Genomic DNA, 21,496 nt, shown 5'->3' with positions numbered 1-21,496 from the left:
AGCTTCTCGCGCTTGCTGATAAAGCGCTAGAGACCAATTTGACTCATATTCTCTGACATGACAGCCCAACTCATCGACGGCAACGCCCTTTCCCGCCAACTGCGCGCCGACGTGGCGCAACGCGCCGCCTCCCTGAAAACCCGTGGCGTCACCCCAGGGCTGGCCGTTGTCCTGGTGGGCGACAACCCTGCCAGCCAGGTGTATGTGCGTAACAAGGTCAAGGCTTGCGAAGACAGCGGCTTGTACTCCGTCCTCGAAAAGTACGAGGCCGACATGACCGAAGCCGCGTTACTGGCCCGTGTGGAGGCCCTCAACAACGATCCGGCCATTCACGGCATTCTGGTGCAGTTGCCCCTGCCCAAACACATTGATGCGCAGAAGGTGATCGAAGCCATCTCGCCTGCCAAGGACGTGGATGGATTTCACATCGCCAGCGCCGGGGCTCTGATGACCGGAATGCCCGGCTTCTGGCCCTGCACACCCTATGGCTGCATGAAGATGCTGGAGAGCATCGGCTACGACCTCAAGGGCAAACACGCCGTGGTCATCGGCCGCAGCAACATCGTGGGCAAGCCCATGGCGCTGATGCTGCTCGGCCAGAACGCCACCGTCACCATTTGCCACAGTGCCACCCAGGACCTCAAGGCTCAAACCCTTCAGGCCGATGTGATCGTGGCCGCAGTCGGCAAACGCAATGTGCTGACCGCCGACATGGTCAAGCCTGGCACCGTGGTGATTGACGTGGGCATGAATCGCAATGACGAAGGCAAACTCTGCGGCGACGTGGACTTTGACGGCGTCAAGGAAGTGGCCGGCTGGATCACCCCCGTGCCTGGCGGGGTTGGGCCCATGACCATTACCATGCTGCTGGTGAACACCATCGAAGCCGCTGAGCGCACTGCAGGGCACTGACCTGGGTCAGTGCTGTCGATGTCGGCGGCTTTGCAACTTGAACCTGCGCCATCTGGCGCCATCTGATTTCGCATGAGCAACGCCCTTCTCGACTTCTCGGACCTCCCCCATTTCGACCGCATCACACCGCAGGACGTGGCGCCTGCCGTGGATGTTCTGCTGGAGCGTGCCAATGCCGCGCTGGAGACCGTCACTACCCCCGACTTTCCGGCCCGCTGGGATGCGATTGCGAAAGTGCTGGATGTGGCCACCGAACGGCTGGGCACCGCCTGGGGCAGCATCAGCCACCTCAACAGCGTGGCCGACACCCCTGAACTGCGCGCAGCCTACAACGCCGCCTTGCCCAAGGTCACCGAGTTCTGGACGCGCCTGGGTGCCGATGAACGCCTGTACGCCAAATACAAGGCCATCGACCCCGCCACCCTGACTGCAGAGCAGCGGCAGGCACACCTGAACGCGGTGCGCAACTTTGTGTTGAGTGGCGCGGAGTTGACCGGTGCCGCCAAGGAGCGTTTTGCGCAGATCCAGGAACGCCAGGCCGAGCTGAGCCAGAAGTTCAGCGAAAACGCCCTCGATGCCACCGACGCCTACGCTTACTACGCCACGGCCGAAGAGCTCGATGGCATTCCAGACGATGTGCAACAGGCCGCGCTGGCCGCAGCACAGGCAGACGGCAAGGAAGGCTACAAGCTCACCCTGAAGATGCCCTGCTACCTGCCGGTCATGCAGTTTGCCGCGCGCAGCGACCTGCGCGAGAAGCTCTACCGCGCCTATGTGACCCGTGCCTCCGACCAGGCTGAGGGCGATGCACGCAAATTCGACAACACAGCGCTGATCAGCGAAATCCTGGCACTGCGCCGCGAAGAGGCCCAACTGCTGGGCTACGCCAATTTTGGGGAAGTGTCCGTGGTGCCCAAGATGGCCCAATCACCGGCGCAGGTGATCACCTTCCTGCGTGATCTGGCCCGACGCGCCCGCCCTTACGCCGAGAAGGACATCGCCGACCTGCGCGCGTTTGCCGCCGAACACCTGGGCCTGGCCAATCCGCAGGCCTGGGACTGGCCCTACATTTCCGAAAAGCTCAAGGAAGCGCGCTACGCCTTCAGCGAGCAGGAGGTCAAGAAGTACTTCACGGCGCCCAAGGTGCTGGCAGGCCTGTTCAAGATCATCGAAACCCTGTTCGAAGTGTCCATCCGGCGCGACACGGCCGCCGTCTGGCACCCGGCCGTTGAGTTCTACCGCATTGAGCGCACGCACCCGGAGGGCGCCCATAAGGGCACCCAGCTGGTGGGCCAGTTCTACCTCGACCAACCTGCACGCACCGGCAAACGCGGCGGCGCATGGATGGACGATGTGCGCACACGCTGGCTGCGCCCCGACACGGGCGTGCTGCAAACCCCGGTGGCGCACTTGGTGTGCAACTTCGCCAGCGGCGTGGACGGCAAGCCACCGCTGCTCACTCACGACGACGTGATCACCCTCTTCCACGAATTCGGGCACGGACTGCACCACATGCTCACCCAGGTGAACGAGCGCGACGTCTCGGGCATTGGAGGCGTGGAGTGGGACGCGGTGGAGCTGCCCAGCCAGTTCATGGAGAACTTCTGCTGGGAATGGGATGTGCTCAAACACATGACGGCCCATGTGGACACGGGCGAGCCCCTGCCCCGCGCGCTGTTCGACAAGATGATTGCCGCCAAGAACTACCAGAGCGGCATGCAGACGCTGCGACAGATTGAGTTCTCGCTGTTCGACATGCTGCTGCACACCGAACACGACCCGGCTCAGGACATCATGCCCCTGCTGGACCAGGTGCGCCGCGAAGTGGCCGTGCTGCAGCCCCCGGCATTCAGCCGCACGGCACACACCTTCAGCCATATCTTTGCGGGCGGGTATGCCGCTGGCTACTACAGCTACAAATGGGCCGAGGTACTGAGTGCAGACGCCTACGCAGCCTTCGAGGAAACCGCTGGAAGCGACGGTCTGCCGAGTATAGAAACGGGTCGCCGCTACCGCCAGGCCATCCTGGAAGCCGGTGGCAGCCGCCCTGCGATGGAATCGTTCAAGGCCTTCCGGGGCCGCGAGCCCAGCCTGGAAGCCCTGCTGCGCCACCAGGGCATGGCGGAAGAATCGACTGCCTGAGCGAACCGAACCCACGGCCTGAAATGCACACGTTGCACCCAGGCCTGACGACAAAGAAGGAGCAAGGAGAATGAACATGCACAAGCCACTGACCGCCCCCCTGTTGGCGACTTTGCTGATGACACTGGCCTGCGCCAGCGTGCAGGCACAAGGCGTCTACCGCATCGTCGGCCCGGATGGCAAAGTGACGTTTTCGGACCGACCTCCCGCCGACGCCAATGCCAACGCGCAGCCCGCCCGCACGGCCAACGAGGCACCCGCTGTTGCCAACGGTGCGCTGCCCTACGAGCTGCGCCAGGTTGCCAACCGCTTTCCGGTCACTCTCTACACCGGCAACGACTGCCCGCCCTGCACCTCTGCGCGCAACCTGCTCACGTCACGGGGTGTCCCGTTCACCGAGCGCACCGTGTCCAGCAACGAAGACATCGCGGCGTTTCAAAGGTTGAGTGGCGGTACCGGCCTGCCCTTCGGCACCATCGGCGGCCAGCAGCTCGCAGGCTTTTCCGAAGGGGAATGGGTACAGTATCTGGACGCTGCGGGTTACCCGAAACAATCCGCACTGCCCCGAAACTACCGCCAGCCAGCGCCCACGCCATTGGTGGCCGTCAAGGCGGCAGAACCCGCAGCAGCGGCCTCGGCCCCAGCGCCCGCAGCACCGTCCAGGGCACGCCCGCCCGCACCTGTCAATGATGGGCCATCACCCAGCAATCCCGCAGGTATCCGGTTCTGATCACGGAGTGCGGGAACGCGCTGCCAACTGCCAAAACAAAGGGGCCTTTTCAGGCCCCTTTGTTTTGGCAGAAAAACTGCTCAGGAGTTCATGCTCAGTAGGTGAGCGTTTTCACACCCTGTGCGGTGCCCAACAGGCAGACAGACGCCTTCTGGTGGGCAAAAACCCCCACCGTCACCACCCCCGGCCACTGGTTGATGTCGGATTCAAACGCCAACGGGTCCGTGATCGAGAGCCCACGGACATCCAGGATGTGTTGACCGTTGTCGGTCACCAGAGGTTGCCCATCCCGCATCCGCAGCTGCGCCTGCCCCCCCATCGCCGCAAAACGCCGTGCAATGTGGTTGGCAGCCATGGGGATCACCTCGACCGGCAAGGGAAACTGCCCCAGCGCCTGGACCAGCTTGGATTCATCGGCAATACACACAAAACGCGTGGCCAGTGCCGCGACGATCTTCTCGCGCGTCAGCGCAGCGCCACCGCCCTTGACCATATGGCCGTTGCCATCGATCTCGTCGGCACCGTCGATGTAGACCGCAAGCGAAGCCACTTCGTTGGCATCAAACACTGGAATACCGAGCGCCTTGAGCCGCTCCGTGCTTGCCACCGAGCTGGAGACAGCACCCTTGATCTGGTCCTTGATGGTGGCCAGTGCGTCAATGAATTTGTTGACGGTGGAGCCGGTGCCTACGCCCACAATCTCGCCAGGCACCACATATTGCAGTGCGGCTTGGCCTACCAGGGTCTTGAGTTCGTCTTGGGTCAGGGAAGGAGTGGTCGTCATGGGAGAAAATCAGGGGTAATCCTTGAATTATCCCTCCATGTCCCTGATCCCCTACGCCCTCACCCGCCCCTTTCTCTTTGGCATGGATGCCGAGACTGCCCACAAACTCACCATGGACATGCTGGCACGCGGGCAGCGCACTCCGCTGCAGTGGGCCTGGTGCAACGAAACCGTGGACGACCCCGTGGAACTGGCAGGCCTGACCTTTCCCAACCGCGTGGGGATGGCGGCAGGCCTGGACAAGAACGCCCGCTGCATCGACGCGCTGGGTGCCATGGGCTTCGGCTTTGTCGAGGTGGGCACGGTGACGCCCAAGGCGCAGCCCGGCAACCCCAAGCCGCGCATGTTCCGCCTGCCCGAAGCCCGGGCGTTGATCAACCGCCTGGGCTTCAACAACGAGGGCCTGGACGCCTTCCTGCACAACGTGCAGCAGGCGCAGTTTCGCACCCAAAGCCGCAAACATCCCCTTCTGCTGGGCCTCAACATCGGAAAGAACGCCACCACCCCCATCGAGAATTCCACCAGCGACTACCTGACCTGCCTGGAGGGAGTCTATGCCCACGCTGACTACGTCACAGTCAACATCAGCTCACCCAACACCCAGAACCTGCGCGCTCTGCAAAGCGACGCTGCCTTGGACGCCTTGCTGGGTGCCATAGCCGAGCGGCGTGAGACCCTGGCCACACAGTATGGCCGCCGCGTGCCGGTGTTCGTGAAGATTGCCCCCGACCTCGATGAAGCCCAGGTGTCCGTGATCGCCGCCACACTGCAACGCCACGGGATGGACGGCGTGATCGCGACCAACACCACCATCAGCCGCACTGCTGTGCAAGGCCTGCGCCATGCAGGAGAGACCGGTGGCCTGAGCGGAGCCCCGGTTTTGGAGGCCAGCAACCAGGTCATCCGCCAGTTGCGGGCCGCACTGGGCAGCCGCTTTCCCATCATCGGTGTGGGCGGCATCATGAGCGCAGAGGATGCCGTCAGCAAAGTCCGCGCGGGCGCCGACGTGGTGCAGATCTATACCGGATTGATCTACGAAGGCCCCGCTTTGGTGGTGAAGGCTGCAAAGGCCGTCAAAGCCATCGGGTGAGTCCAGGCAGCTCCACTGAACCGGAAACAAAAAAGAGCCCCTGTGATCAGAGGCTCTTTTTGTTTGCGAGAGGCAGGCCGCTTAGCGCGGGTGCGTGCAGCACCGACCTAGCGCCGCAGCCGCATCAACATGGGCAGCACCACGCCCGCCCAACGAATAAGGCGGCGCGGCCCTGCCACCAAGGCAACCCCTGCCATGGCCGCAACCGCTAGGGGATGCTCCCGCGCAAACCCTGCAGCGCGAAGCGCCATGGATTCGTCCATGCCGCCTGCCCCAGGGTCACGCTGCGCCAAGGCCAGCGACTGGGCCCGCGCAGCTCTCCGGGCGCGAAGACGTTCGCGTTGCAAGGCAATGCGGTCCAGCACCCGCTGCTGAGCAGCCGTCGGCGGGGGAAACACAGACTGCGACATGGGAGATGGAGATGAAGGGGTCGTCGCCATTACAAACGCTCCTTGATGTCACGCCAGTCCTGTGCGAGTTCGCGGCGCGTGAGGGCAAATCCATTGCCCGCCTTCTGTACCACGGAAACCAGCGACATCAGCGTCGCGGCCCATCCCACAGTCCACACGGCCGCGACCAACCAGGCCACCAGCGTGCGATGGGGGGTATCCCAGAAATGAACCAGCACCGCCAACGAAAGCATGATCAAGGCCACCACCGTGAGCCCCGCCACCACGATGGTCAACACCAGCATCTGCTGCAGGCGCTGCTTCTGATCCTGCCATTCCAGACGGGCGAGGTCCATCCGGTCTTCGGCCGCAATGGCGCCTTCGATCACATTGGCGCGCCACCGGGCCACCAGCGACTCCAGCCCCAGAAGAGAAAGCCAGTTCATGCGCAGCCCCCGTGTTGTGCAACCGAGCCCTGACAGCCCGGATCAGCGGCGTGCAAGCAGGAAGCCCACCAGCGCGCCCACCGCCAGTGCGGCCCCGGCCACGCGCCATGGTTCATCATGCGCATAGCGGTCGGCCGCAAGGGCAGCGTCTTTGGCCTGGCGGGCTGCATCTTGCGCCGCACGCACGGCAGACTCGCGCACGTTGTGCATGCCATCGTCAAGACGCTGGCGCAGCAGCTTGATTTCCGGAACCGCATCGAGATCTTTGTTGGCCAGGAGCCCCCGCAGGTCAGAAACCAGCTTTTCCAGTTCGCCCTGGGTCGTGGTGGTGTCGGAAGCAGTCATACAAGCCTTTCTTTAAGCAACAAAAAATCAGTCAGCCCTGTCGGCAGAGCCGTGCAGAACACCAGTTCATCTTAGTCATCCGCTCTGTTCCCCTTCGTAGGACGGGGTCTCAAGAGGTTACCGATTGCAAATGGCTTGCCCCAGATCAAACGAGTGCGGCCACATGTTCTGCAATCGCCAGAGAACTTGTCAACCCCGGGGACTCAATGCCAAAAAGGTTCACGAGACCAGGTATGCCATGAACTGATGGCCCCTGGATCACAAAGTCCGCTGCCGGCTCATCTGGTCCGTGGATCTTGGGCCGCATGCCCGCATAGCCGGGTGCCAGCGCCCCGTCGCGCAGTGCGGGCCAGTACTTGCGGACCTCGGCATAAAACGCCTCTCCGCGTGCGGGGTCTACCAACAGGTCATCTGGCGAATCCACCCACTGCAGGTCGGGGCCGAACTTGGCCTGCCCACCCAGGTCCAGTGTCAGGTGCACGCCCAGGCCTGCTGCCTCGGGCACGGGGTAGATCAAATGGCTAAAGGGTGCCTTGCCAGACAGCGTGAAATAGCTGCCTTTGGCATGGCGGGCATGGGGCACATGATCCGCCCCCAGCCCTGCGAATCGGCGGGCCAGCCCGGGGGCGTTCAGCCCTGCTGCATTGACCACCGTACGCGCTCGCAAGCGCGTGCCGTCGAATGCTTCCAAATTAATAGCATCTTGCGCACATTCCGCAAGCGCCAGGGGCGAATTCAGTGCAACAAGTCCGCCCGCATGCTCCAGATCGCCCTGCAGCGCGAGCATCAGCGCGTGGCTGTCCACGATGCCGGTACTGGGCGAAAACAAAGCGGCAACACATTCCAGCGCAGGCTCCATAGCCTGGGCTTCATGGCGGCCCAGCCAGCGCAAATCCAGCACGCCATTGGCTTGCGCCCGCGCCTGGATGGACTCAAGACTGGGCAGTTGGCTCAGCGCGGTTGCCACCAGGAGTTTGCCGCAGCGGCTGTGAGGCACATTGCGCTCTGTGCAGTAGGCATACAGCATGTCTCGACCTCGCACGCACAGCTTGGCCTTCAACGAATCGGTGGAGTAGTAGAGACCGGCATGGATCACCTCGCTGTTGCGCGAGCTGATACCCGTTCCGATGGCATCGGCAGACTCCAGCACCATCACTTCGCGGCCCTGCAGGGCCAGCGCCCGAGCGACGGCGAGGCCCACGACACCCGCACCAACCACCACACAGTCAACAGCATCCGCCATCACTCAGCCCTCCAATAGGAACCGCATCCTCAAACCTGCTCGAACCCGTCGAGCACATTGACGGCGTTAGTGCCCAGTTCTGCAGCCGCATAGCCACCTTCCAGCACAAAGACGGTGGGCAGGCCCAGCCGTGCGAGGCGCTCACCCACCCGGGTGAAATCCGCAGACGCCAGCGCAAACTTGGAGATGGGATCGCCCTCAAAGGTATCGAGCCCGAGGGAGACCACCAAGGCATCAGCCCCCTGGCTGGCAATACGCGCACAGGCGCTTTCCAGCGCATCGAACCAGGTCGTCGCACTGGTGCCTGCAGGCAGGGGCAGGTTCAGATTGAAACCCGCGCCCTCGCCCACCCCGGTTTCGTCCGGATGGCCCAGATAAAACGGGTACTCGGTGCGGGGATCGCCATGGATGCTGATGAACAGCACATCGGCCCGGTCGTAGAAGATGCTCTGTGTGCCGTTGCCGTGGTGGTAGTCCACATCAAGCAACGCCACACGCTGTGCACCCTGGTTGCGCAGCACCTGTGCGGCCACGGCAGCATTGTTGAGAAAACAATAGCCGCCCATGAAGTCGGGGCCAGCATGGTGGCCGGGCGGCCGTGTGCAGCAAAACGCCGCGCGGGCCCCTTGCGCCACAAGGGTCGCAGCGCTGGCGGCAGCATCGGCCCCAGCCTTGGCTGCAGCCCAGGTACCCGACGCCATGGGCGTGCCGTTGTCCATGGAGTACAGGCCCAGACGTGCCACAAAATTCTCAGGTACCAGATCACTGCGCAAGGTACGCACGGGCCAGACCGACGGGAATGGCTGCACCCCAGCGTTGGCAGGATCGAGGGCCAGCCATTGCTGCCAAGCGGTCTGCAAAAAGGCCAAATAGCGTGGCGCGTGCACCTGAGACAACACGGGGGCGCTATCCACATCCGGGGTCATCAGGTCTTGGCCCCTCGCCCGCAGCGCCCCTTCGACATAGTCCACACGTGCAGGCTTCTCAAAACACGGCACGCGTTCGCCGCGAAAAAATTCATGGGCGGGGGCGTGCCCCTGGTGAAGCGGGTTGTGATAGGTGATCATGGGTCAGGGCGTATCGATAGCGGCAAAGAGGCCAGAGGACAGCGAGTGCGGTCCCAGGAAATGCAACCGCCGTGGAATCAAGTCCGACACTTTAGCCTCCCTGCGGCGTGAAGCCGGTGAAACAGCCGCCCATGCAAACGCCCATGAAAAAACCCCTGCAGACCAAAATCTGCAGGGGTTTTCAAATTGGTGGGTGATACATGGATCGAACATGTGACCCCTGCCGTGTGAAGGCAGTGCTCTACCGCTGAGCTAATCACCCGACGATGGCACCCTGAATCAGAGTGCTTTCGCAAGAAGTCAAAAAGCGTGGTGGGTGATACATGGATCGAACATGTGACCCCTGCCGTGTGAAGGCAGTGCTCTACCGCTGAGCTAATCACCCGTGTCGCTGTGACAACCTTCGATTATGGCACAGCTTTTCAGGCTGTCTGAATAGTTCGCCAAATTGTTTTGCCACCACTGGCTTTGTCGATCTGCGCCAGCAGCTCCGCATGGGCCGTCTGTTCCTGCTCGCTGGCGCGCAGGATAGGCAGGTTCAGTCCGCGCAGGTCGATGGCTGCGATTTTCAGGCCATCGCCACTGTCCTGGGCATCGTCGGAAATCAACAGGGCATCCTGGCCGCGCGTGAGATTGATGTACACGTCGGCCAGCAGCTCGGCATCCAGTAAGGCACCGTGCAAGGTCCGGCCCGAGTTGTCTACGCCCAGCCGGTCGCACAGGGCATCGAGCGAATTGCGCTTGCCCGGGTACATCTCCTTGGCCATGGCCAGCGTGTCGGTCACGCTCTCCACATAGGTGCGAAACGCGGGACGCCCCACCAGTTCCAGCTCCTTGTTCAAAAAGCCAACGTCGAACGCGGCGTTGTGGATGATGATCTCGGCGCCTTGCAGGTACTGCAGGATGTCATCCACCACCTCGGCGAATTTGGGCTTGTCCTTCAAAAACTCGTTGCTGATGCCGTGCACCTTCAGCGCGTCTTCGTGGCTGTCGCGGCCTGGATTGAAATACAGGTGCAGGTTGTTGCCGGTCAGCTTGCGGTTGAGCAACTCCACACAACCCAGTTCAATGATGCGGTCACCACCTTCGGCCGAAAGGCCGGTCGTCTCAGTGTCCAAAACAATTTGCCGGGACATCAGTGGTTTTCCTTGGCGTGGTTGATCGTGTACTTGGGAATTTCCACGGTCACATCGGTTTGCGCCAGGATGGCCTGGCACGACAGGCGCGATTGTGGCTCCAGGCCCCAGGCGCGGTCCAGCAGGTCTTCTTCCTCTTCCTCGGCCTGGTTGAGCGAGCTCAGCCCCTGGCGCACGATGACGTGGCAGGTGGTGCAGGCGCAGCTCATGTCACAGGCGTGCTCGATGTTGATGTGATTGTCCAGCAGGGCTTCGCAGATCGAGGTGCCAGCAGGCGCCGTAATTTCAGTGCCTGCGGGGCAGTATTCGGGATGGGGGAGGATTTTGATGACGGGCATGGGGTGTCTTTTTCTTGTTCAGAGGGATGCGCCGGGCACGCTCAGAGGCTCGCGACGTTCTTGCCGGCCAATGCCTGCTGGATGCCGCGATTCATGCGCTGGGCCGCAAAACCTTCGGTGCCTTTGGCCAGTGCATCGGTCGCGGCCTCGATGACACCGGCATCATCGGCATCGCGCTGGTGGCGCAGGGCCACCATCAAGGCATCGATGGCGGCGCGCTCCTTGGGGCTCAGCACATCGCCATCCGCATCCAGCGCACTCTGGGTGGCGATCAGCATACGGTCGGCGTCCACACGAGCTTCGACCACGGCGCGGGCCTTCATGTCCTGCGCGGCAGTGGCAAACCCGTCCTGAAGCATGCGCGCGATCTGGTCATCGGAGAGACCATACGACGGCTTCACATCAATGCGCGCCTCCACACCGCTGCCCTGCTCCTTCGCATTCACGCTCAGCAGGCCATCAGCATCGACGGTGAAGGTCACACGGATTCGCGCTGCCCCTGCGGCCATGGGCGGGATGCCACGCAGCTCAAAACGCGCGAGGCTGCGGCAGTCTTGCACCAGGTCGCGTTCGCCCTGCACCACATGGATCGCCAAGGCGGTCTGACCATCCTTGTACGTGGTGAAGTCCTGCGCCTTGGCGGTGGGAATGGTCTCGTTGCGCGCCACGATGCGTTCCACCAGCCCGCCCATGGTTTCGATGCCCAGCGACAGCGGAATCACATCGAGCAGCAGCAGATCACCTGAGGTGTTGTTGCCCGCCAGCTGGTTGGCCTGGATGGCGGCGCCCAAGGCTACGACTTCGTCGGGATTGAGGTTGGTCAGCGGCGGCTTGCCGAAGAACTCCTCCACGGCGCGCTGCACCTGTGGCATGCGGGTGGAGCCACCCACCATCACCACGCCGTGCACCTCGTCACGTGCCAGTTGAGCATCACGCAGCGCACGGCGCACTGCGGCCATGGAGCGGGCCGTCAACTCAGCGGTGATCGCTTCAAAGTCTGAACGTTTGACATCAAATCGGGCCTCAGCGCTTGATAGTAAAGCACTGAATGCTACTGAATCAATAGCGGTTAAAGCTTCCTTGCAGGTGCGGGCAGCCATGCGCACGGCTGATTTGTCGGCTGGTGTGATCGCCTGCAGCCCTAGCTGTTGCAGAACCCAGTCGGCCAGCGCGGCATCGTAGTCATCCCCGCCCAAGGCCGAGTCACCCCCCGTGGAAATGACTTCAAACACGCCCTGCGTCAGGCGCAAGATCGAGATGTCAAAGGTGCCTCCGCCCAGGTCGTATACGGCATAGACCCCCTCGCTGGCATTGTCCAGGCCATAGGCAATCGCGGCAGCGGTGGGCTCGTTGATCAGGCGCAGCAGGTTAATACCGGCAAGCTTGGCCGCATCCTTGGTGGCCTGGCGCTGCGCGTCGTCAAAGTAGGCCGGCACGGTGATGACGGCGCCGTAGAGATCGGCGTTGAAGGTGTCTTCAGCCCGGTAGCGCAGCGTGGCCAGAATCTCAGCGCTGACCTCAACGGGCGACTTGTTGCCATCCACCGTAGCGAGACTGACCATACCGCCCTCGTCACTATCGGCAGCAACCACGAAGTCGTAGGGCAACTTGCCCGCTTCCGCCACGTCTTTCAGGCCACGCCCCATGAAGCGCTTGGCCGAGGCGATGGTGTTGCGCGCATCCTGGGCCTGCGCCGCCACGGCGTCATATCCGATCTGGCGACCACCGTTTTCGAGGTAGCGCACAACGGAGGGCAGCAGCACCCTGCCCTGCGCGTCGGGCAGGCACTCTGCCACGCCATTGCGCACAGCGGCAACCAACGAATGGGTCGTGCCCAGGTCAATACCTACGGCAATGCGCCGCTGGTGCGGGTCGGGGGATTGGCCGGGTTCGGAGATCTGCAAAAGCGCCATGAAATTTCGGGTCTCAACGTGGTGGGGGACGCCATCACCTCAGCAAGCGACAGGGGCCCCAAGGGGAAGGCAAAACCGCTCTATTGTCCCAGTTGCTCTCGGCGTCGTTCAATGTCGTCGGCAAATCGCGCAATGAACATGAGGGCTCTGACCTGGCGGGCCGCGCCCGCGTAGTCCTGCTGCTGGTCGATGAGTTGCTCGCACTGCGCCAGCGCGGCGCGGCGGGCCTGCGCGACAGCGTCGTCCAACGTATCGAGTTCGCTCTCTGCGCGGGCATCTTCCAAAGCCTCGCGCCACTCCATCTGCTGCATCAAAAACGCAGTGGGCATGGCAGTGTTGTCCTCGGCATTGATGGGGGCTGCGTGCAGTTCGCACAGGTAGGCCGCGCGGCGCATTGGGTCTTTCAGGCGTTGGTAAGCCTCGTTGATGCGCACGGACCACTGCATGGCCACGCGTTGCGCCGCCGCACCCTGCGCCGCGAATTTGTCGGGGTGGGCTTCGCGCTGCAGTTCCTTCCAGCGCGCATCGATGGCGCTGCGCTCCTGCGCAAAACGGCGAGCCAGGCCAAACAGTTCGAAGTCGTCAGATTGCAGGTTCATGCGCTAGGTGGCTGAGCAAAGAATCAAAGAAAAAACCGCCAGCACGCAGCGCGATGGCGGTTTAACGGCACGAAGGCGGCAGGCGCTCAAACGCGGAAACTCTCCCCACAACCGCAGCGGTCACGCTCGTTGGGGTTGTTGAACTTGAAGCCTTCATTGAGACCCTCGCGCACAAAGTCCAGCTCGGTGCCGTCGATGTAGGCCAGGCTCTTGGGGTCAATCAGCACTTTGACACCGTGGTTCTCGAACACGATGTCCTCAGGCTCGCTGTCGTCCACATATTCGAGCTTGTAGGCAAGCCCGGAGCAGCCGGTCGTCTTGACTCCCAGGCGCACTCCCAGGCCCTTGCCCCGGCGGGACAAGTAGCGGTTGACGTGCCGTGCAGCGGCTTCTGTCAGCGTAATGGCCATGTCTCTCGATCTATTTATCTGTCAACTCAGGCAGCGGCAGTTGCAGTGGCTGCGTGCTTGGTCTTGTAGTCGAGCACAGCGGCCTTGATGGCATCTTCAGCCAGGATGGAGCAGTGGATCTTGACGGGCGGCAGGGCCAGCTCTTCAGCGATCTCGCTGTTCTTTAGGGCTGCCGCTTCGTCCAGCGTCTTGCCCTTGACCCACTCGGTCACCAGCGACGATGAGGCAATCGCCGAACCACAACCGTAGGTCTTGAAACGCGCATCTTCGATCACGCCGGTCTCGGGGTTCACCTTGATCTGCAGCTTCATCACGTCGCCGCAGGCAGGGGCGCCCACCATGCCGGTGCCCACCGAATCGTCACCCTTGTCGAACGAACCCACATTGCGGGGGTTTTCGTAATGGTCAACCACTTTGTCTGAGTAAGCCATGATGTGTACCTCTTCAATACGTCCAAAATTTTGCAGAATCGATCAGTGCGCAGCCCACTGGATGGTGCTGATGTCGATGCCGTCCTTGTACATCTCCCACAGCGGACTCAGCTCGCGCAGGCGGGCCACGTTCTCGCGGATGGTGGAGATGGCGTAGTCGATCTCTTCCTCGGTCGTGAAACGGCCGATGGTCATGCGCAGGCTACTGTGTGCCAACTCGTCGCTGCGCCCCAGGGCGCGCAGCACATAACTGGGCTCCAGACTGGCCGAGGTGCAGGCCGAACCCGACGACACCGCCAGACCCTTGATGCCCATGATGAGCGATTCGCCTTCGACGAAGTTGAAGCTCATGTTCAGGTTTTGCGGCACGCGGCGCTCCATGCTGCCGTTGATGAACACCTGTTCAATGTCCTTCAAGCCATCGAGCAAGCGCTGCTGCAAGGCATGGGCCTTGGCATTGCTCTCGGCCATTTCTTCTTTGGCGATACGAAAGGCTTCACCCATGCCCACGATCTGGTGCGTGGGCAAGGTGCCCGAACGCATGCCACGCTCGTGACCACCGCCGTGCATCTGCGCTTCCAGCCGAACACGAGGCTTGCGGCGCACATACAGCGCGCCAACGCCCTTGGGTCCGTAAGTCTTGTGCGCGGTCATGCTCATCAGGTCGATGGGCAGCACGTTCATGTCGATCTCGACCCGGCCTGTGGCCTGGGCGGCATCCACATGTAGCAGGATGCCCTTTTCACGGCACAGCGCGCCGATAGCAGGGATGTCCTGGATCACGCCGATTTCGTTGTTCACGAACAGGATGCTGATCAGTACCGTATCGGGGCGGATGGCGGCCTTCAGGGCATCCATGTTGACCAGACCGTCTTCCTGCACATCCAGATAAGTGGCTTCAAAACCCTGGCGCTCCAGCTCACGCATGGTGTCCAGCACGGCCTTGTGCTCGGTCTTTAGCGTAATGAGGTGCTTGCCCTTGCCTTTGTAGAAGTGCGCTGCACCCTTCAAGGCCAGGTTGATGGATTCGGTAGCGCCGCTGGTCCACACGATTTCACGCGGGTCCGCACCGATCAAGTCTGCCACCTGCACCCGCGCTTTTTCAACCGCTTCCTCAGCCTCCCAGCCCCAGGCATGACTGCGCGACGCCGGGTTGCCGAAGTGTTCACGCAACCAGGGAATCATGGTATCGACCACACGGGGGTCCACGGGGGTGGTGGCGCCGTAGTCGAGATAGATGGGGAAGTGCGGGGTCATGTCCATGGCTGGCTCAGTAGTGGTTGCTGGCTGGCAAACGCAATAAGAAACAAAAACGGGTTCAAAAACTGTTCAGGGCGGTGCCGACCCCAGGGTCGGCACAAGCCCTTGGGCTATCAGGATTTGGCGAAAACGTTGCCCAGCGCGAACACGGAGTTCGGAGCATTCACGCGGATCGGCTTGACCACCGGGGTCGTCGAAATGGCACGGCGTACCACCGGCTTGTCTTCGATCTGCACACCCTTGGCAATCTGTTCATCCACCAGCTTTTGCAGAGTGACGGAATCCAGAAACTCGACCATGCGTTGGTTGAGCGATGCCCACAGCTCATGCGTCATGCAGCGGCCAGCTTCGCCCAGGCAGTTTTCCTTGCCACCGCACTGCGTGGCGTCAATGGGCTCATCCACCGAGACAATGATGTCGGCCACGGTGATGTCACCCGCCTTGCGGGCCAGGGTATAACCGCCACCGGGGCCACGGGTCGATTCGACCAGTTCATGGCGGCGAAGCTTGCCGAAAAGTTGCTCCAGGTACGACAGCGATATCTGCTGGCGCTGGCTGATGGCCGCGAGGGTGACTGGGCCGTTGTTCTGGCGCAGGGCCAGATCAATCATGGCGGTGACCGCAAAACGGCCTTTGGTTGTGAGACGCATCGCAAGCTCCTTGTGCTAAGGCTTGTTCGTTGTAGAAACCGCCTGCACTGACTGTTGGTCAGCAAGGCACCGTCTCCGCCCCTTACTCCGAACAGTCGCCTGCCACGGAGCCCTTCATCGCTGGGCTGTTTTCTTGAGTATTTTGTGCGAGTATAACACAAATCCCTATCGAATCTGTCGGGTTAAAAAACCAACTAGTTTTTAATTGACCCAATAGTTATTTCCGATTGTTCTTTCGCCCATTACAAGGCCACCGAATCATTGCCATGCGCACCAAATGCCTGGTCCTTGAGCCGCGTGAGTTGGTCCCGCACCCGGGCTGCCTGCTCAAACTCCAGATTGCGGGCGTGTTCCAGCATGAGTTTTTCAAGCCGCTTGATCTCGCGCGCCACGTCTTTCTCTGACATGTCCTCCACCTTGGCGCGCTGCAGGGCTTCCTGCTCCAGCCGTTCTGCGTCTTTACCGGCCTTTTCGCTGTAAACCCCGTCAATCAGGTCTCTTACCCGCTTGACAATGCTGCGCGGCGTGATTCCGTGGGCCTCGTTGTGTGCGATCTGCTTGATGCGCCGGCGTTCCGTCTCGCCCATGGCTTTTTTCATGGAGTCGGTGATGCGGTCCGCATAAAGGATGGCCCGGCCATTGAGGTTCCGCGCCGCACGGCCGATGGTTTGAATCAGGCTGCGCTCGGCCCGCAGGAAGCCTTCCTTGTCAGCATCCAGGATCGCCACCAGGGACACTTCGGGGATATCCAGGCCTTCGCGCAGCAGGTTGATGCCCACCAGCACGTCAAAGGCGCCCAGGCGCAGGTCGCGGATGATCTCCACCCGCTCCACCGTGTCCACGTCGCTGTGCAGGTAGCGCACCTTCACGCCGTTGTCCGTCAGGTAGTCGGTCAACTGTTCAGCCATGCGCTTGGTCAGTGTAGTAATGAGTACGCGCTCATGCTTTTCGACACGAATGCGTATTTCTTGCAGCACATCATCCACCTGATGGGTGGCGGGACGCACTTCCACCTCGGGGTCCACCAGTCCGGTGGGGCGCACCACCTGGTCGACGATCTGGCCAGAGTGCGTGCGCTCGTAGTCCGCCGGTGTGGCGGTGACAAAGATCACCTGCCGCATACGCTGTTCGAACTCCTCGAATTTGAGCGGTCTGTTGTCCAGCGCCGAGGGCAGGCGAAAGCCATACTCGACAAGCGTGGTCTTGCGCGAGCGGTCGCCGCTGTACATGGCGTTGAGCTGGCCGATCATCTGATGGCTTTCGTCCAGGAACATCAGCGCGTTCTTGGGCATGTAGTCGGTCAGCGTGCTGGGCGGGTCGCCGGGCGCGGCGCCCGACAGGTGGCGCGTGTAGTTCTCGATGCCCTTGCAGTGCCCTACTTCGCTGAGCATCTCCAGGTCAAAGCGCGTGCGCTGCTCCAGCCGCTGCGCCTCCACCAGCTTGCCGTCGGCCAGCAGCTGCTTGAGCCGGTCCGACAGCTCCATCTTGATCGTCTCTACCGCCGCCAGCACCTTGTCGCGCGGCGTGACGTAGTGGCTGCTTGGGTACACCGTGAAGCGCGGAATCTTCTGTTTGACCCGGCCCGTGAGCGGGTCAAACAGCTGCAGGCTCTCGATCTCGTCGTCAAACAGCTCGATGCGCACGGCCAGCTCGGAATGCTCGGCCGGAAACACATCAATGGTGTCGCCCCGCACGCGGAACTTGCCGCGCGAAAAATCAGCCTCATTGCGCTGGTATTGCATGCGTATCAGCTGTGCGATTACGTCGCGCTGGCCCAGCTTGTCACCGGTGCGCAGCGTCATCACCATGCGGTGGTAACTCTCGGGCTCACCAATGCCGTAGATGGCCGACACCGTGGCCACGATGACCACATCTGTGCGCTCCATGAGGCTCTTGGTGCACGAAAGCCGCATCTGCTCGATGTGCTCGTTGATGGCGCTGTCCTTCTCGATGAACAGGTCGCGCTGCGGCACATACGCCTCGGGCTGGTAGTAGTCATAGTAGCTCACGAAATACTCCACGGCGTTCTTGGGGAAGAACTCGCGGAACTCGCTGTACAGCTGCGCAGCCAGCGTCTTGTTGGGCGCGAAGATGATCGCCGGGCGCCCCATGCGGGCGATCACATTGGCCATGGTGAAGGTCTTGCCAGAGCCCGTCACCCCCAGCAGCGTCTGGAAGGTTTCCCCATCGTTCAAACCTTCCACCAGCTTGTTGATGGCCTCGGGCTGGTCGCCGGCCGGTGGGTACGGCTGGAACAGTTCGAAGGGGGAGTTGGGGAAATGGACGAACTCGCCGTCTTGCTTTTCCGTTATGACTTCTGTGAGATCCGGCATAGGTGCGGTCAACGATTGGTAGAGGCAGGCCGTTAAAATCGGCCGAACCCGGCACAGTACACCACGCCCGGATTCTTCGCTACTGACAACCTTTCAAGGATTTTCATGTCTCTGTTCACCGCCGTCGAAATGGCCCCCCGCGACCCCATCCTGGGCCTCAACGAGCAATTCAACGCCGACACCAACCCCAACAAGGTCAACCTGGGCGTCGGCGTTTATTTCGACGACAACGGCAAGCTGCCCCTGCTGCAATGCGTGCAGGCCGCAGAAAAGACCATGATGTCCACCCCCACGGCCCGTGGCTACCTGCCCATCGACGGCATCGTGGCGTACGACAACGCCGTGAAGGCTTTGGTGTTTGGCGCGGACAGCGAACCCGTCACCTCGGGCCGCGTGGCTACCGTGCAAGCGGTGGGTGGCACGGGCGGCCTGAAGATCGGCGCTGACTTCCTCAAGAAACTCAGCCCCAATGCCAAGGTGCTGATCTCCGACCCCAGCTGGGAAAATCACCGCGCACTGTTCACCAACGCCGGTTTTGAAGTCGATACCTACACGTACTACGACGCGGAAAAGCGTGGCGTGAACTTCGAAGGCATGCTCGCCAGCCTGAACGCTGCAGCCCCCGGCACCATCGTTGTGCTGCACGCCTGCTGCCACAACCCCACGGGCTACGACATCACCCCCGAGCAGTGGGACCAAGTGATTGCGGCCGTCAAGGCCAAGGGCCTGACGCCCTTCCTCGACATGGCCTACCAAGGCTTTGGCCACGGCATCGCCGAAGACGGCGCCGTGATCGGCAAGTTCGTGGCTGCAGGCCTCAACTTCTTTGTCTCTACCTCGTTCAGCAAGAGCTTCAGCCTGTACGGCGAGCGCGTGGGCGGCCTGTCCGTGCTGTGCGCCGACAAGGAAGAAGCTTCGCGCGTGCTGAGCCAGCTCAAGATCGTGATCCGCACCAACTATTCCAACCCACCCATCCACGGTGGCGCAGTGGTGGCCGCCGTGCTGAACAACCCTGAGCTGCGCGCGATGTGGGAGAAGGAACTGGGCGAGATGCGCGTGCGCATCAAGGCCATGCGCCAGAAGCTGGTGGACGGCCTCAAGGCTGCGGGTGTGAAGCAGGACATGAGCTTCATCACCACCCAGATCGGCATGTTCAGCTACTCCGGCCTGTCCAAGGACCAGATGGTGCGCCTGCGCAATGAGTTCGGCGTGTACGGTACCGACACCGGCCGCATGTGTGTGGCAGCCCTGAACAGCAAGAACATCGATTACGTCTGCCAGGCGATCGCCAAGGTGGTTTAATCCCCTGAGGCGCTTGCGCGCCTTCCCCCTTTCTCTCGAATTGCTGCGCAATTCGGGAAGGGGGACGCAGCCAGCGCGGCGGGGCGGCCCTTGCGCGGCTACCTCGCATGGGCTGCGCTTGTTCTGGGGGCAGTGGCGATACGCAATCCATTGAATGCCCCCTTGAACCCTCACTCTGATCTTCAGCGCCGCTTTGTGAGCGAAGCGCTCCAGAACCCGCACAACGCGGCCCTTCTGGAGCGTTTGCCGTTTCTGGGCCTGCCCGACGCGTGGCTGGTGGCGGGCTGCCTGTTTCAGACGGTGTGGAACCTGCTTTCTGGTCTGGAGCCTACCGCGAACATCAAGGACTACGACCTGTTCTACTTCGACGGCAACGACTTGTCCGAATCGGCGGAGCAGCAGGTGCAAGCCCAAGTCACCACCCTCTTCGCCGACCTGCCCATCACCGTCGAAGCCAAGAACCAGGCCCGCGTGCACCTCTGGTACGAGCGCTGGTTTGACTACCCGTATGCGCCACTGAAATCGGCCAGCAACGGGATCGAGCGTTTTCTGGTGCCCTGCACCTGCGTCGGGCTGCAACCTGCTGACAACCTGAGCGTCAACGAGTCCACCCTGTACGCGCCCTACGGGCTGGAAGAACTGTACGCAGGACTGCTCAAACCCAACCCCGCATGCCCCCATCTACCGCTGTTCCAGGCCAAGGCTGAAAGCTACCGAGAACGCTGGCCGTGGCTGACGATCCGGGCCACCGCCTGATCGGCAAAGCCACTATTTTTCACGTCTTTTTGGCCTCTAGCGCTTGATGTAAAAGCGCTGGCAGCTATCAAAATAGAAGCAGCCGGCGCTATCCTGCATCACCCCCACAGCACCGACCGCATCGAGATCGACGCCGACTGGTAACCCGTATTGAAGAAACGCGGCATCTCGCTGGGCAAAACAGCTCCTGCTGCGTACAGCAGCGGCAGATAGTGCTCGTGCGTGGGGTGCGCCTGCTGGGCCACCGCACCCAGTTTCTGGAAGTCCTGCAGGGCACCCAACTGGCCCTTCTTGATCTGCTCCTGAACCACGGTGTCGAACTCGGTGGCCCAGTCGTAAGCCTCGTTGGCAGCACTGCCCCGGCGAGACGCGCGCAGGTTGTGCACCACGTTGCCGCTGCCCACGATCAGCACGCCCCGCTCGCGCAGGCCCTTGAGTTGCTGGCCCAGCGCATAGTGCTCCGCCGGGGCACGGCTGTAGTCCATGCTGAGCTGCATCACGGGGATCTGTGCCTTGGGAAACATGGGCTTGAGCACCGACCAGGTGCCGTGGTCCAGACCCCATTCGCCTTCGTCCACGCCCAATGCCCCGCCAGTAGCGGGCGACTTGAGTTCGCTGGCCAGGCTGCGCGCCACCTGCGGCGCCCCAGGCGCGGGATATTGCTGGTCGAACAGCGCCTGCGGAAATCCACCAAAGTCGTGGATGGTCTTGGGGTTGGCCATGCCCGTCAGCTGCCAGCCGCCGCGTGTGAGCCAGTGGGCCGACACACACAGGATGAGCTGCGGCTGCACGGCGCGCGCCATCAGCTCCGCGCCCATGGCCTGCCAGCTGCGGCGCCAGGCGTTGTCTTCGATGGCGTTCATGGGGCTGCCGTGGCCCACAAACAGCACGGGCATGCGGGGCGAGGGCTTGAGCGCCTGCAACGCAGATGCCGTGGCGGCGCTGCTCAAAGACGAGGTCATGAAAGCTCCCGGAAAGGCGGCCAGGCCCGTGAGGGCGGCCAAAGAGGTTCTGCGTTGCATGGGTCGGGGAGCGTAACAAATTATGTATAACGCGGGGAGTGAGCCCGCGCGCCCCTTGAAGTTCCAGCGCCGCGCCTTTTCCTTCCGTTCAAAACCACAACACCGAGACAACCCCACACCTATGACAACCGCCCTGCCCCTGCCCCTTCGCAATGTCCGCGTCCTGAGCCTCGCGCTCAACCTGCCCGGCCCCGCCGC

General features: G+C 62.1%; 22 protein-coding genes and 2 tRNA genes. 6 read left to right on the top strand and 18 right to left on the bottom strand.

The features are described from left to right. Positions 1–57 precede the first annotated feature (57 nt). The 3 genes from folD (at position 58) to NFX52_RS15380 (ending at position 3,784) form a co-directional block, all read left to right on the top strand. Positions 58–912 carry a bifunctional methylenetetrahydrofolate dehydrogenase/methenyltetrahydrofolate cyclohydrolase FolD gene (folD, locus tag NFX52_RS15390; protein WP_055395889.1) on the top strand — a complete coding sequence of 285 codons (855 nt, stop codon included), beginning with the start codon at positions 58–60 and terminating at the stop codon, positions 910–912. Positions 913–984: 72 nt separating this feature from the next. After that, positions 985–3,054, top strand: a complete 2,070-nt coding sequence (locus NFX52_RS15385; protein WP_055395887.1) for a M3 family metallopeptidase — start codon at positions 985–987, stop codon at positions 3,052–3,054. 76 nt (positions 3,055–3,130) lie between these two features. Then, the gene (locus tag NFX52_RS15380) at positions 3,131–3,784 is read left to right on the top strand and encodes a glutaredoxin domain-containing protein (protein ID WP_369801330.1); all 654 of its coding nucleotides are present in this window, start codon (positions 3,131–3,133) and stop codon (positions 3,782–3,784) included. A 94-nt stretch (positions 3,785–3,878) separates the two neighbouring features. Here NFX52_RS15380 and rpiA read toward each other — a convergent pair whose 3' ends face one another. Next, complete coding sequence (gene rpiA, locus NFX52_RS15375; protein WP_055395885.1) at positions 3,879–4,568, bottom strand: ribose-5-phosphate isomerase RpiA; 690 nt, start codon at positions 4,566–4,568, stop codon at positions 3,879–3,881. 37 nt (positions 4,569–4,605) lie between these two features. Between rpiA and NFX52_RS15370 the strand changes: the two genes are divergently transcribed. Beyond that, on the top strand, positions 4,606–5,658 hold the full coding sequence (locus NFX52_RS15370) for a quinone-dependent dihydroorotate dehydrogenase (protein ID WP_055395883.1): 1,053 nt from the start codon (positions 4,606–4,608) through the stop codon (positions 5,656–5,658). A gap of 107 nt (positions 5,659–5,765) precedes the next feature. On the opposite strand, the gene NFX52_RS15365 is transcribed toward NFX52_RS15370, so the two are convergent. From NFX52_RS15365 to uvrB, 16 genes are all read right to left on the bottom strand, one after another. After that, the gene (locus tag NFX52_RS15365) at positions 5,766–6,098 is read right to left on the bottom strand and encodes a hypothetical protein (protein WP_082437338.1); all 333 of its coding nucleotides are present in this window, start codon (positions 6,096–6,098) and stop codon (positions 5,766–5,768) included. Further along, positions 6,098–6,493 carry a phage holin family protein gene (locus tag NFX52_RS15360; RefSeq protein WP_055395878.1) on the bottom strand — a complete coding sequence of 132 codons (396 nt, stop codon included), beginning with the start codon at positions 6,491–6,493 and terminating at the stop codon, positions 6,098–6,100. Before NFX52_RS15360 ends, NFX52_RS15365 begins: the two co-directional genes overlap by 1 nt. Positions 6,494–6,535: 42 nt before the next feature. After that, positions 6,536–6,838, bottom strand: coding sequence for a DUF883 family protein (locus NFX52_RS15355; protein ID WP_010458410.1), 303 nt, complete (start codon positions 6,836–6,838; stop codon positions 6,536–6,538). 145 nt (positions 6,839–6,983) lie between these two features. Continuing rightward, the gene (locus NFX52_RS15350) at positions 6,984–8,081 is read right to left on the bottom strand and encodes an NAD(P)/FAD-dependent oxidoreductase (RefSeq protein WP_055395877.1); all 1,098 of its coding nucleotides are present in this window, start codon (positions 8,079–8,081) and stop codon (positions 6,984–6,986) included. Between the two features lie 29 nt (positions 8,082–8,110). Then, on the bottom strand, positions 8,111–9,148 hold the full coding sequence (locus NFX52_RS15345; RefSeq protein WP_055395875.1) for a histone deacetylase family protein: 1,038 nt from the start codon (positions 9,146–9,148) through the stop codon (positions 8,111–8,113). A 187-nt stretch (positions 9,149–9,335) separates the two neighbouring features. Further along, positions 9,336–9,410: transfer RNA gene (locus NFX52_RS15340), tRNA-Val, on the bottom strand. Between the two features lie 48 nt (positions 9,411–9,458). Next, a tRNA-Val gene (locus NFX52_RS15335) sits at positions 9,459–9,533 on the bottom strand. Positions 9,534–9,570: 37 nt separating this feature from the next. Beyond that, the gene (gene dnaQ / locus NFX52_RS15330) at positions 9,571–10,284 is read right to left on the bottom strand and encodes a DNA polymerase III subunit epsilon (RefSeq protein ID WP_055395873.1); all 714 of its coding nucleotides are present in this window, start codon (positions 10,282–10,284) and stop codon (positions 9,571–9,573) included. Beyond that, positions 10,284–10,622: an ISC system 2Fe-2S type ferredoxin gene (fdx, locus tag NFX52_RS15325; protein WP_055395870.1), complete on the bottom strand. Its 339-nt coding sequence runs from the start codon at positions 10,620–10,622 to the stop codon at positions 10,284–10,286. The genes dnaQ and fdx overlap by 1 nt, the downstream gene beginning before the upstream one ends. Before the next feature lie 41 nt (positions 10,623–10,663). Further along, positions 10,664–12,535, bottom strand: a complete 1,872-nt coding sequence (gene hscA / locus NFX52_RS15320; protein ID WP_055395868.1) for a Fe-S protein assembly chaperone HscA — start codon at positions 12,533–12,535, stop codon at positions 10,664–10,666. Between the two features lie 80 nt (positions 12,536–12,615). After that, a complete protein-coding gene (gene hscB, locus NFX52_RS15315; protein ID WP_055395866.1) occupies positions 12,616–13,134 on the bottom strand; it encodes a Fe-S protein assembly co-chaperone HscB in 519 nt (172 codons plus the stop codon). 86 nt (positions 13,135–13,220) lie between these two features. Beyond that, entirely contained in the window at positions 13,221–13,544 is a 324-nt protein-coding gene (gene iscA, locus NFX52_RS15310) for an iron-sulfur cluster assembly protein IscA (protein ID WP_008904781.1), read from the bottom strand. A gap of 26 nt (positions 13,545–13,570) precedes the next feature. Beyond that, the gene (gene iscU, locus NFX52_RS15305; RefSeq protein ID WP_055395864.1) at positions 13,571–13,975 is read right to left on the bottom strand and encodes a Fe-S cluster assembly scaffold IscU; all 405 of its coding nucleotides are present in this window, start codon (positions 13,973–13,975) and stop codon (positions 13,571–13,573) included. Positions 13,976–14,017: 42 nt separating this feature from the next. Next, a complete protein-coding gene (locus tag NFX52_RS15300) occupies positions 14,018–15,238 on the bottom strand; it encodes an IscS subfamily cysteine desulfurase (RefSeq protein WP_055395862.1) in 1,221 nt (406 codons plus the stop codon). A gap of 110 nt (positions 15,239–15,348) precedes the next feature. Beyond that, positions 15,349–15,885 (bottom strand): Fe-S cluster assembly transcriptional regulator IscR, encoded by a 537-nt coding sequence (iscR, locus tag NFX52_RS15295; RefSeq protein ID WP_008904778.1) that lies wholly within the window; start codon positions 15,883–15,885, stop codon positions 15,349–15,351. A 242-nt stretch (positions 15,886–16,127) separates the two neighbouring features. Next, positions 16,128–18,218, bottom strand: a complete 2,091-nt coding sequence (gene uvrB / locus NFX52_RS15290) for an excinuclease ABC subunit UvrB (protein ID WP_055395860.1) — start codon at positions 18,216–18,218, stop codon at positions 16,128–16,130. 105 nt (positions 18,219–18,323) lie between these two features. Here uvrB and NFX52_RS15285 point away from each other — a divergent pair, with 105 nt between their 5' ends. Both NFX52_RS15285 and NFX52_RS15280 read left to right on the top strand, forming a co-directional pair. Continuing rightward, positions 18,324–19,520 carry an amino acid aminotransferase gene (locus tag NFX52_RS15285; RefSeq protein WP_055395858.1) on the top strand — a complete coding sequence of 399 codons (1,197 nt, stop codon included), beginning with the start codon at positions 18,324–18,326 and terminating at the stop codon, positions 19,518–19,520. A gap of 162 nt (positions 19,521–19,682) precedes the next feature. Continuing rightward, positions 19,683–20,276 carry a nucleotidyltransferase family protein gene (locus tag NFX52_RS15280; RefSeq protein ID WP_055395856.1) on the top strand — a complete coding sequence of 198 codons (594 nt, stop codon included), beginning with the start codon at positions 19,683–19,685 and terminating at the stop codon, positions 20,274–20,276. 98 nt (positions 20,277–20,374) lie between these two features. Here the strand turns inward: NFX52_RS15280 and ygiD are convergent, their stop codons facing one another. Further along, positions 20,375–21,238, bottom strand: coding sequence for a 4,5-DOPA-extradiol-dioxygenase (ygiD, locus tag NFX52_RS15275; RefSeq protein WP_455424004.1), 864 nt, complete (start codon positions 21,236–21,238; stop codon positions 20,375–20,377). Between the last annotated feature and the right edge of the window lie 258 nt (positions 21,239–21,496).

The organism is Acidovorax facilis, assembly GCF_023913775.1.
GTDB lineage: Bacteria > Pseudomonadota > Gammaproteobacteria > Burkholderiales > Burkholderiaceae_C > Acidovorax > Acidovorax facilis.
The sequence above is the reverse complement of the archived record's forward strand: the minus strand, read 5'-3'. Positions and strand labels throughout refer to the sequence as shown.

Bases quoted from the DNA above. Each gene is read 5' to 3' on its own strand.
- iscA (WP_008904781.1), bottom strand. From the start codon at position 13,544: ATGGCCATTACGCTGACAGAAGCCGCTGCACGGCACGTCAACCGCTAC.
- iscR (WP_008904778.1), bottom strand. From the start codon at position 15,885: ATGCGTCTCACAACCAAAGGCCGTTTTGCGGTCACCGCCATGATTGAT.
- folD (WP_055395889.1), top strand. From the start codon at position 58: ATGACAGCCCAACTCATCGACGGCAACGCCCTTTCCCGCCAACTGCGC.
- dnaQ (WP_055395873.1), bottom strand. From the start codon at position 10,284: ATGTCCCGGCAAATTGTTTTGGACACTGAGACGACCGGCCTTTCGGCC.
- ygiD (WP_455424004.1), bottom strand. From the start codon at position 21,238: ATGACCTCGTCTTTGAGCAGCGCCGCCACGGCATCTGCGTTGCAGGCG.
- NFX52_RS15385 (WP_055395887.1), top strand. From the start codon at position 985: ATGAGCAACGCCCTTCTCGACTTCTCGGACCTCCCCCATTTCGACCGC.
- NFX52_RS15360 (WP_055395878.1), bottom strand. From the start codon at position 6,493: ATGAACTGGCTTTCTCTTCTGGGGCTGGAGTCGCTGGTGGCCCGGTGG.
- NFX52_RS15345 (WP_055395875.1), bottom strand. From the start codon at position 9,148: ATGATCACCTATCACAACCCGCTTCACCAGGGGCACGCCCCCGCCCAT.
- fdx (WP_055395870.1), bottom strand. From the start codon at position 10,622: ATGCCCGTCATCAAAATCCTCCCCCATCCCGAATACTGCCCCGCAGGC.
- iscU (WP_055395864.1), bottom strand. From the start codon at position 13,975: ATGGCTTACTCAGACAAAGTGGTTGACCATTACGAAAACCCCCGCAAT.
- NFX52_RS15380 (WP_369801330.1), top strand. From the start codon at position 3,131: ATGCACAAGCCACTGACCGCCCCCCTGTTGGCGACTTTGCTGATGACA.
- hscB (WP_055395866.1), bottom strand. From the start codon at position 13,134: ATGAACCTGCAATCTGACGACTTCGAACTGTTTGGCCTGGCTCGCCGT.
- NFX52_RS15350 (WP_055395877.1), bottom strand. From the start codon at position 8,081: ATGGCGGATGCTGTTGACTGTGTGGTGGTTGGTGCGGGTGTCGTGGGC.
- NFX52_RS15370 (WP_055395883.1), top strand. From the start codon at position 4,606: ATGTCCCTGATCCCCTACGCCCTCACCCGCCCCTTTCTCTTTGGCATG.
- NFX52_RS15355 (WP_010458410.1), bottom strand. From the start codon at position 6,838: ATGACTGCTTCCGACACCACCACGACCCAGGGCGAACTGGAAAAGCTG.
- uvrB (WP_055395860.1), bottom strand. From the start codon at position 18,218: ATGCCGGATCTCACAGAAGTCATAACGGAAAAGCAAGACGGCGAGTTC.
- hscA (WP_055395868.1), bottom strand. From the start codon at position 12,535: ATGGCGCTTTTGCAGATCTCCGAACCCGGCCAATCCCCCGACCCGCAC.
- NFX52_RS15300 (WP_055395862.1), bottom strand. From the start codon at position 15,238: ATGGACATGACCCCGCACTTCCCCATCTATCTCGACTACGGCGCCACC.
- rpiA (WP_055395885.1), bottom strand. From the start codon at position 4,568: ATGACGACCACTCCTTCCCTGACCCAAGACGAACTCAAGACCCTGGTA.
- NFX52_RS15365 (WP_082437338.1), bottom strand. From the start codon at position 6,098: ATGGCGACGACCCCTTCATCTCCATCTCCCATGTCGCAGTCTGTGTTT.
- NFX52_RS15285 (WP_055395858.1), top strand. From the start codon at position 18,324: ATGTCTCTGTTCACCGCCGTCGAAATGGCCCCCCGCGACCCCATCCTG.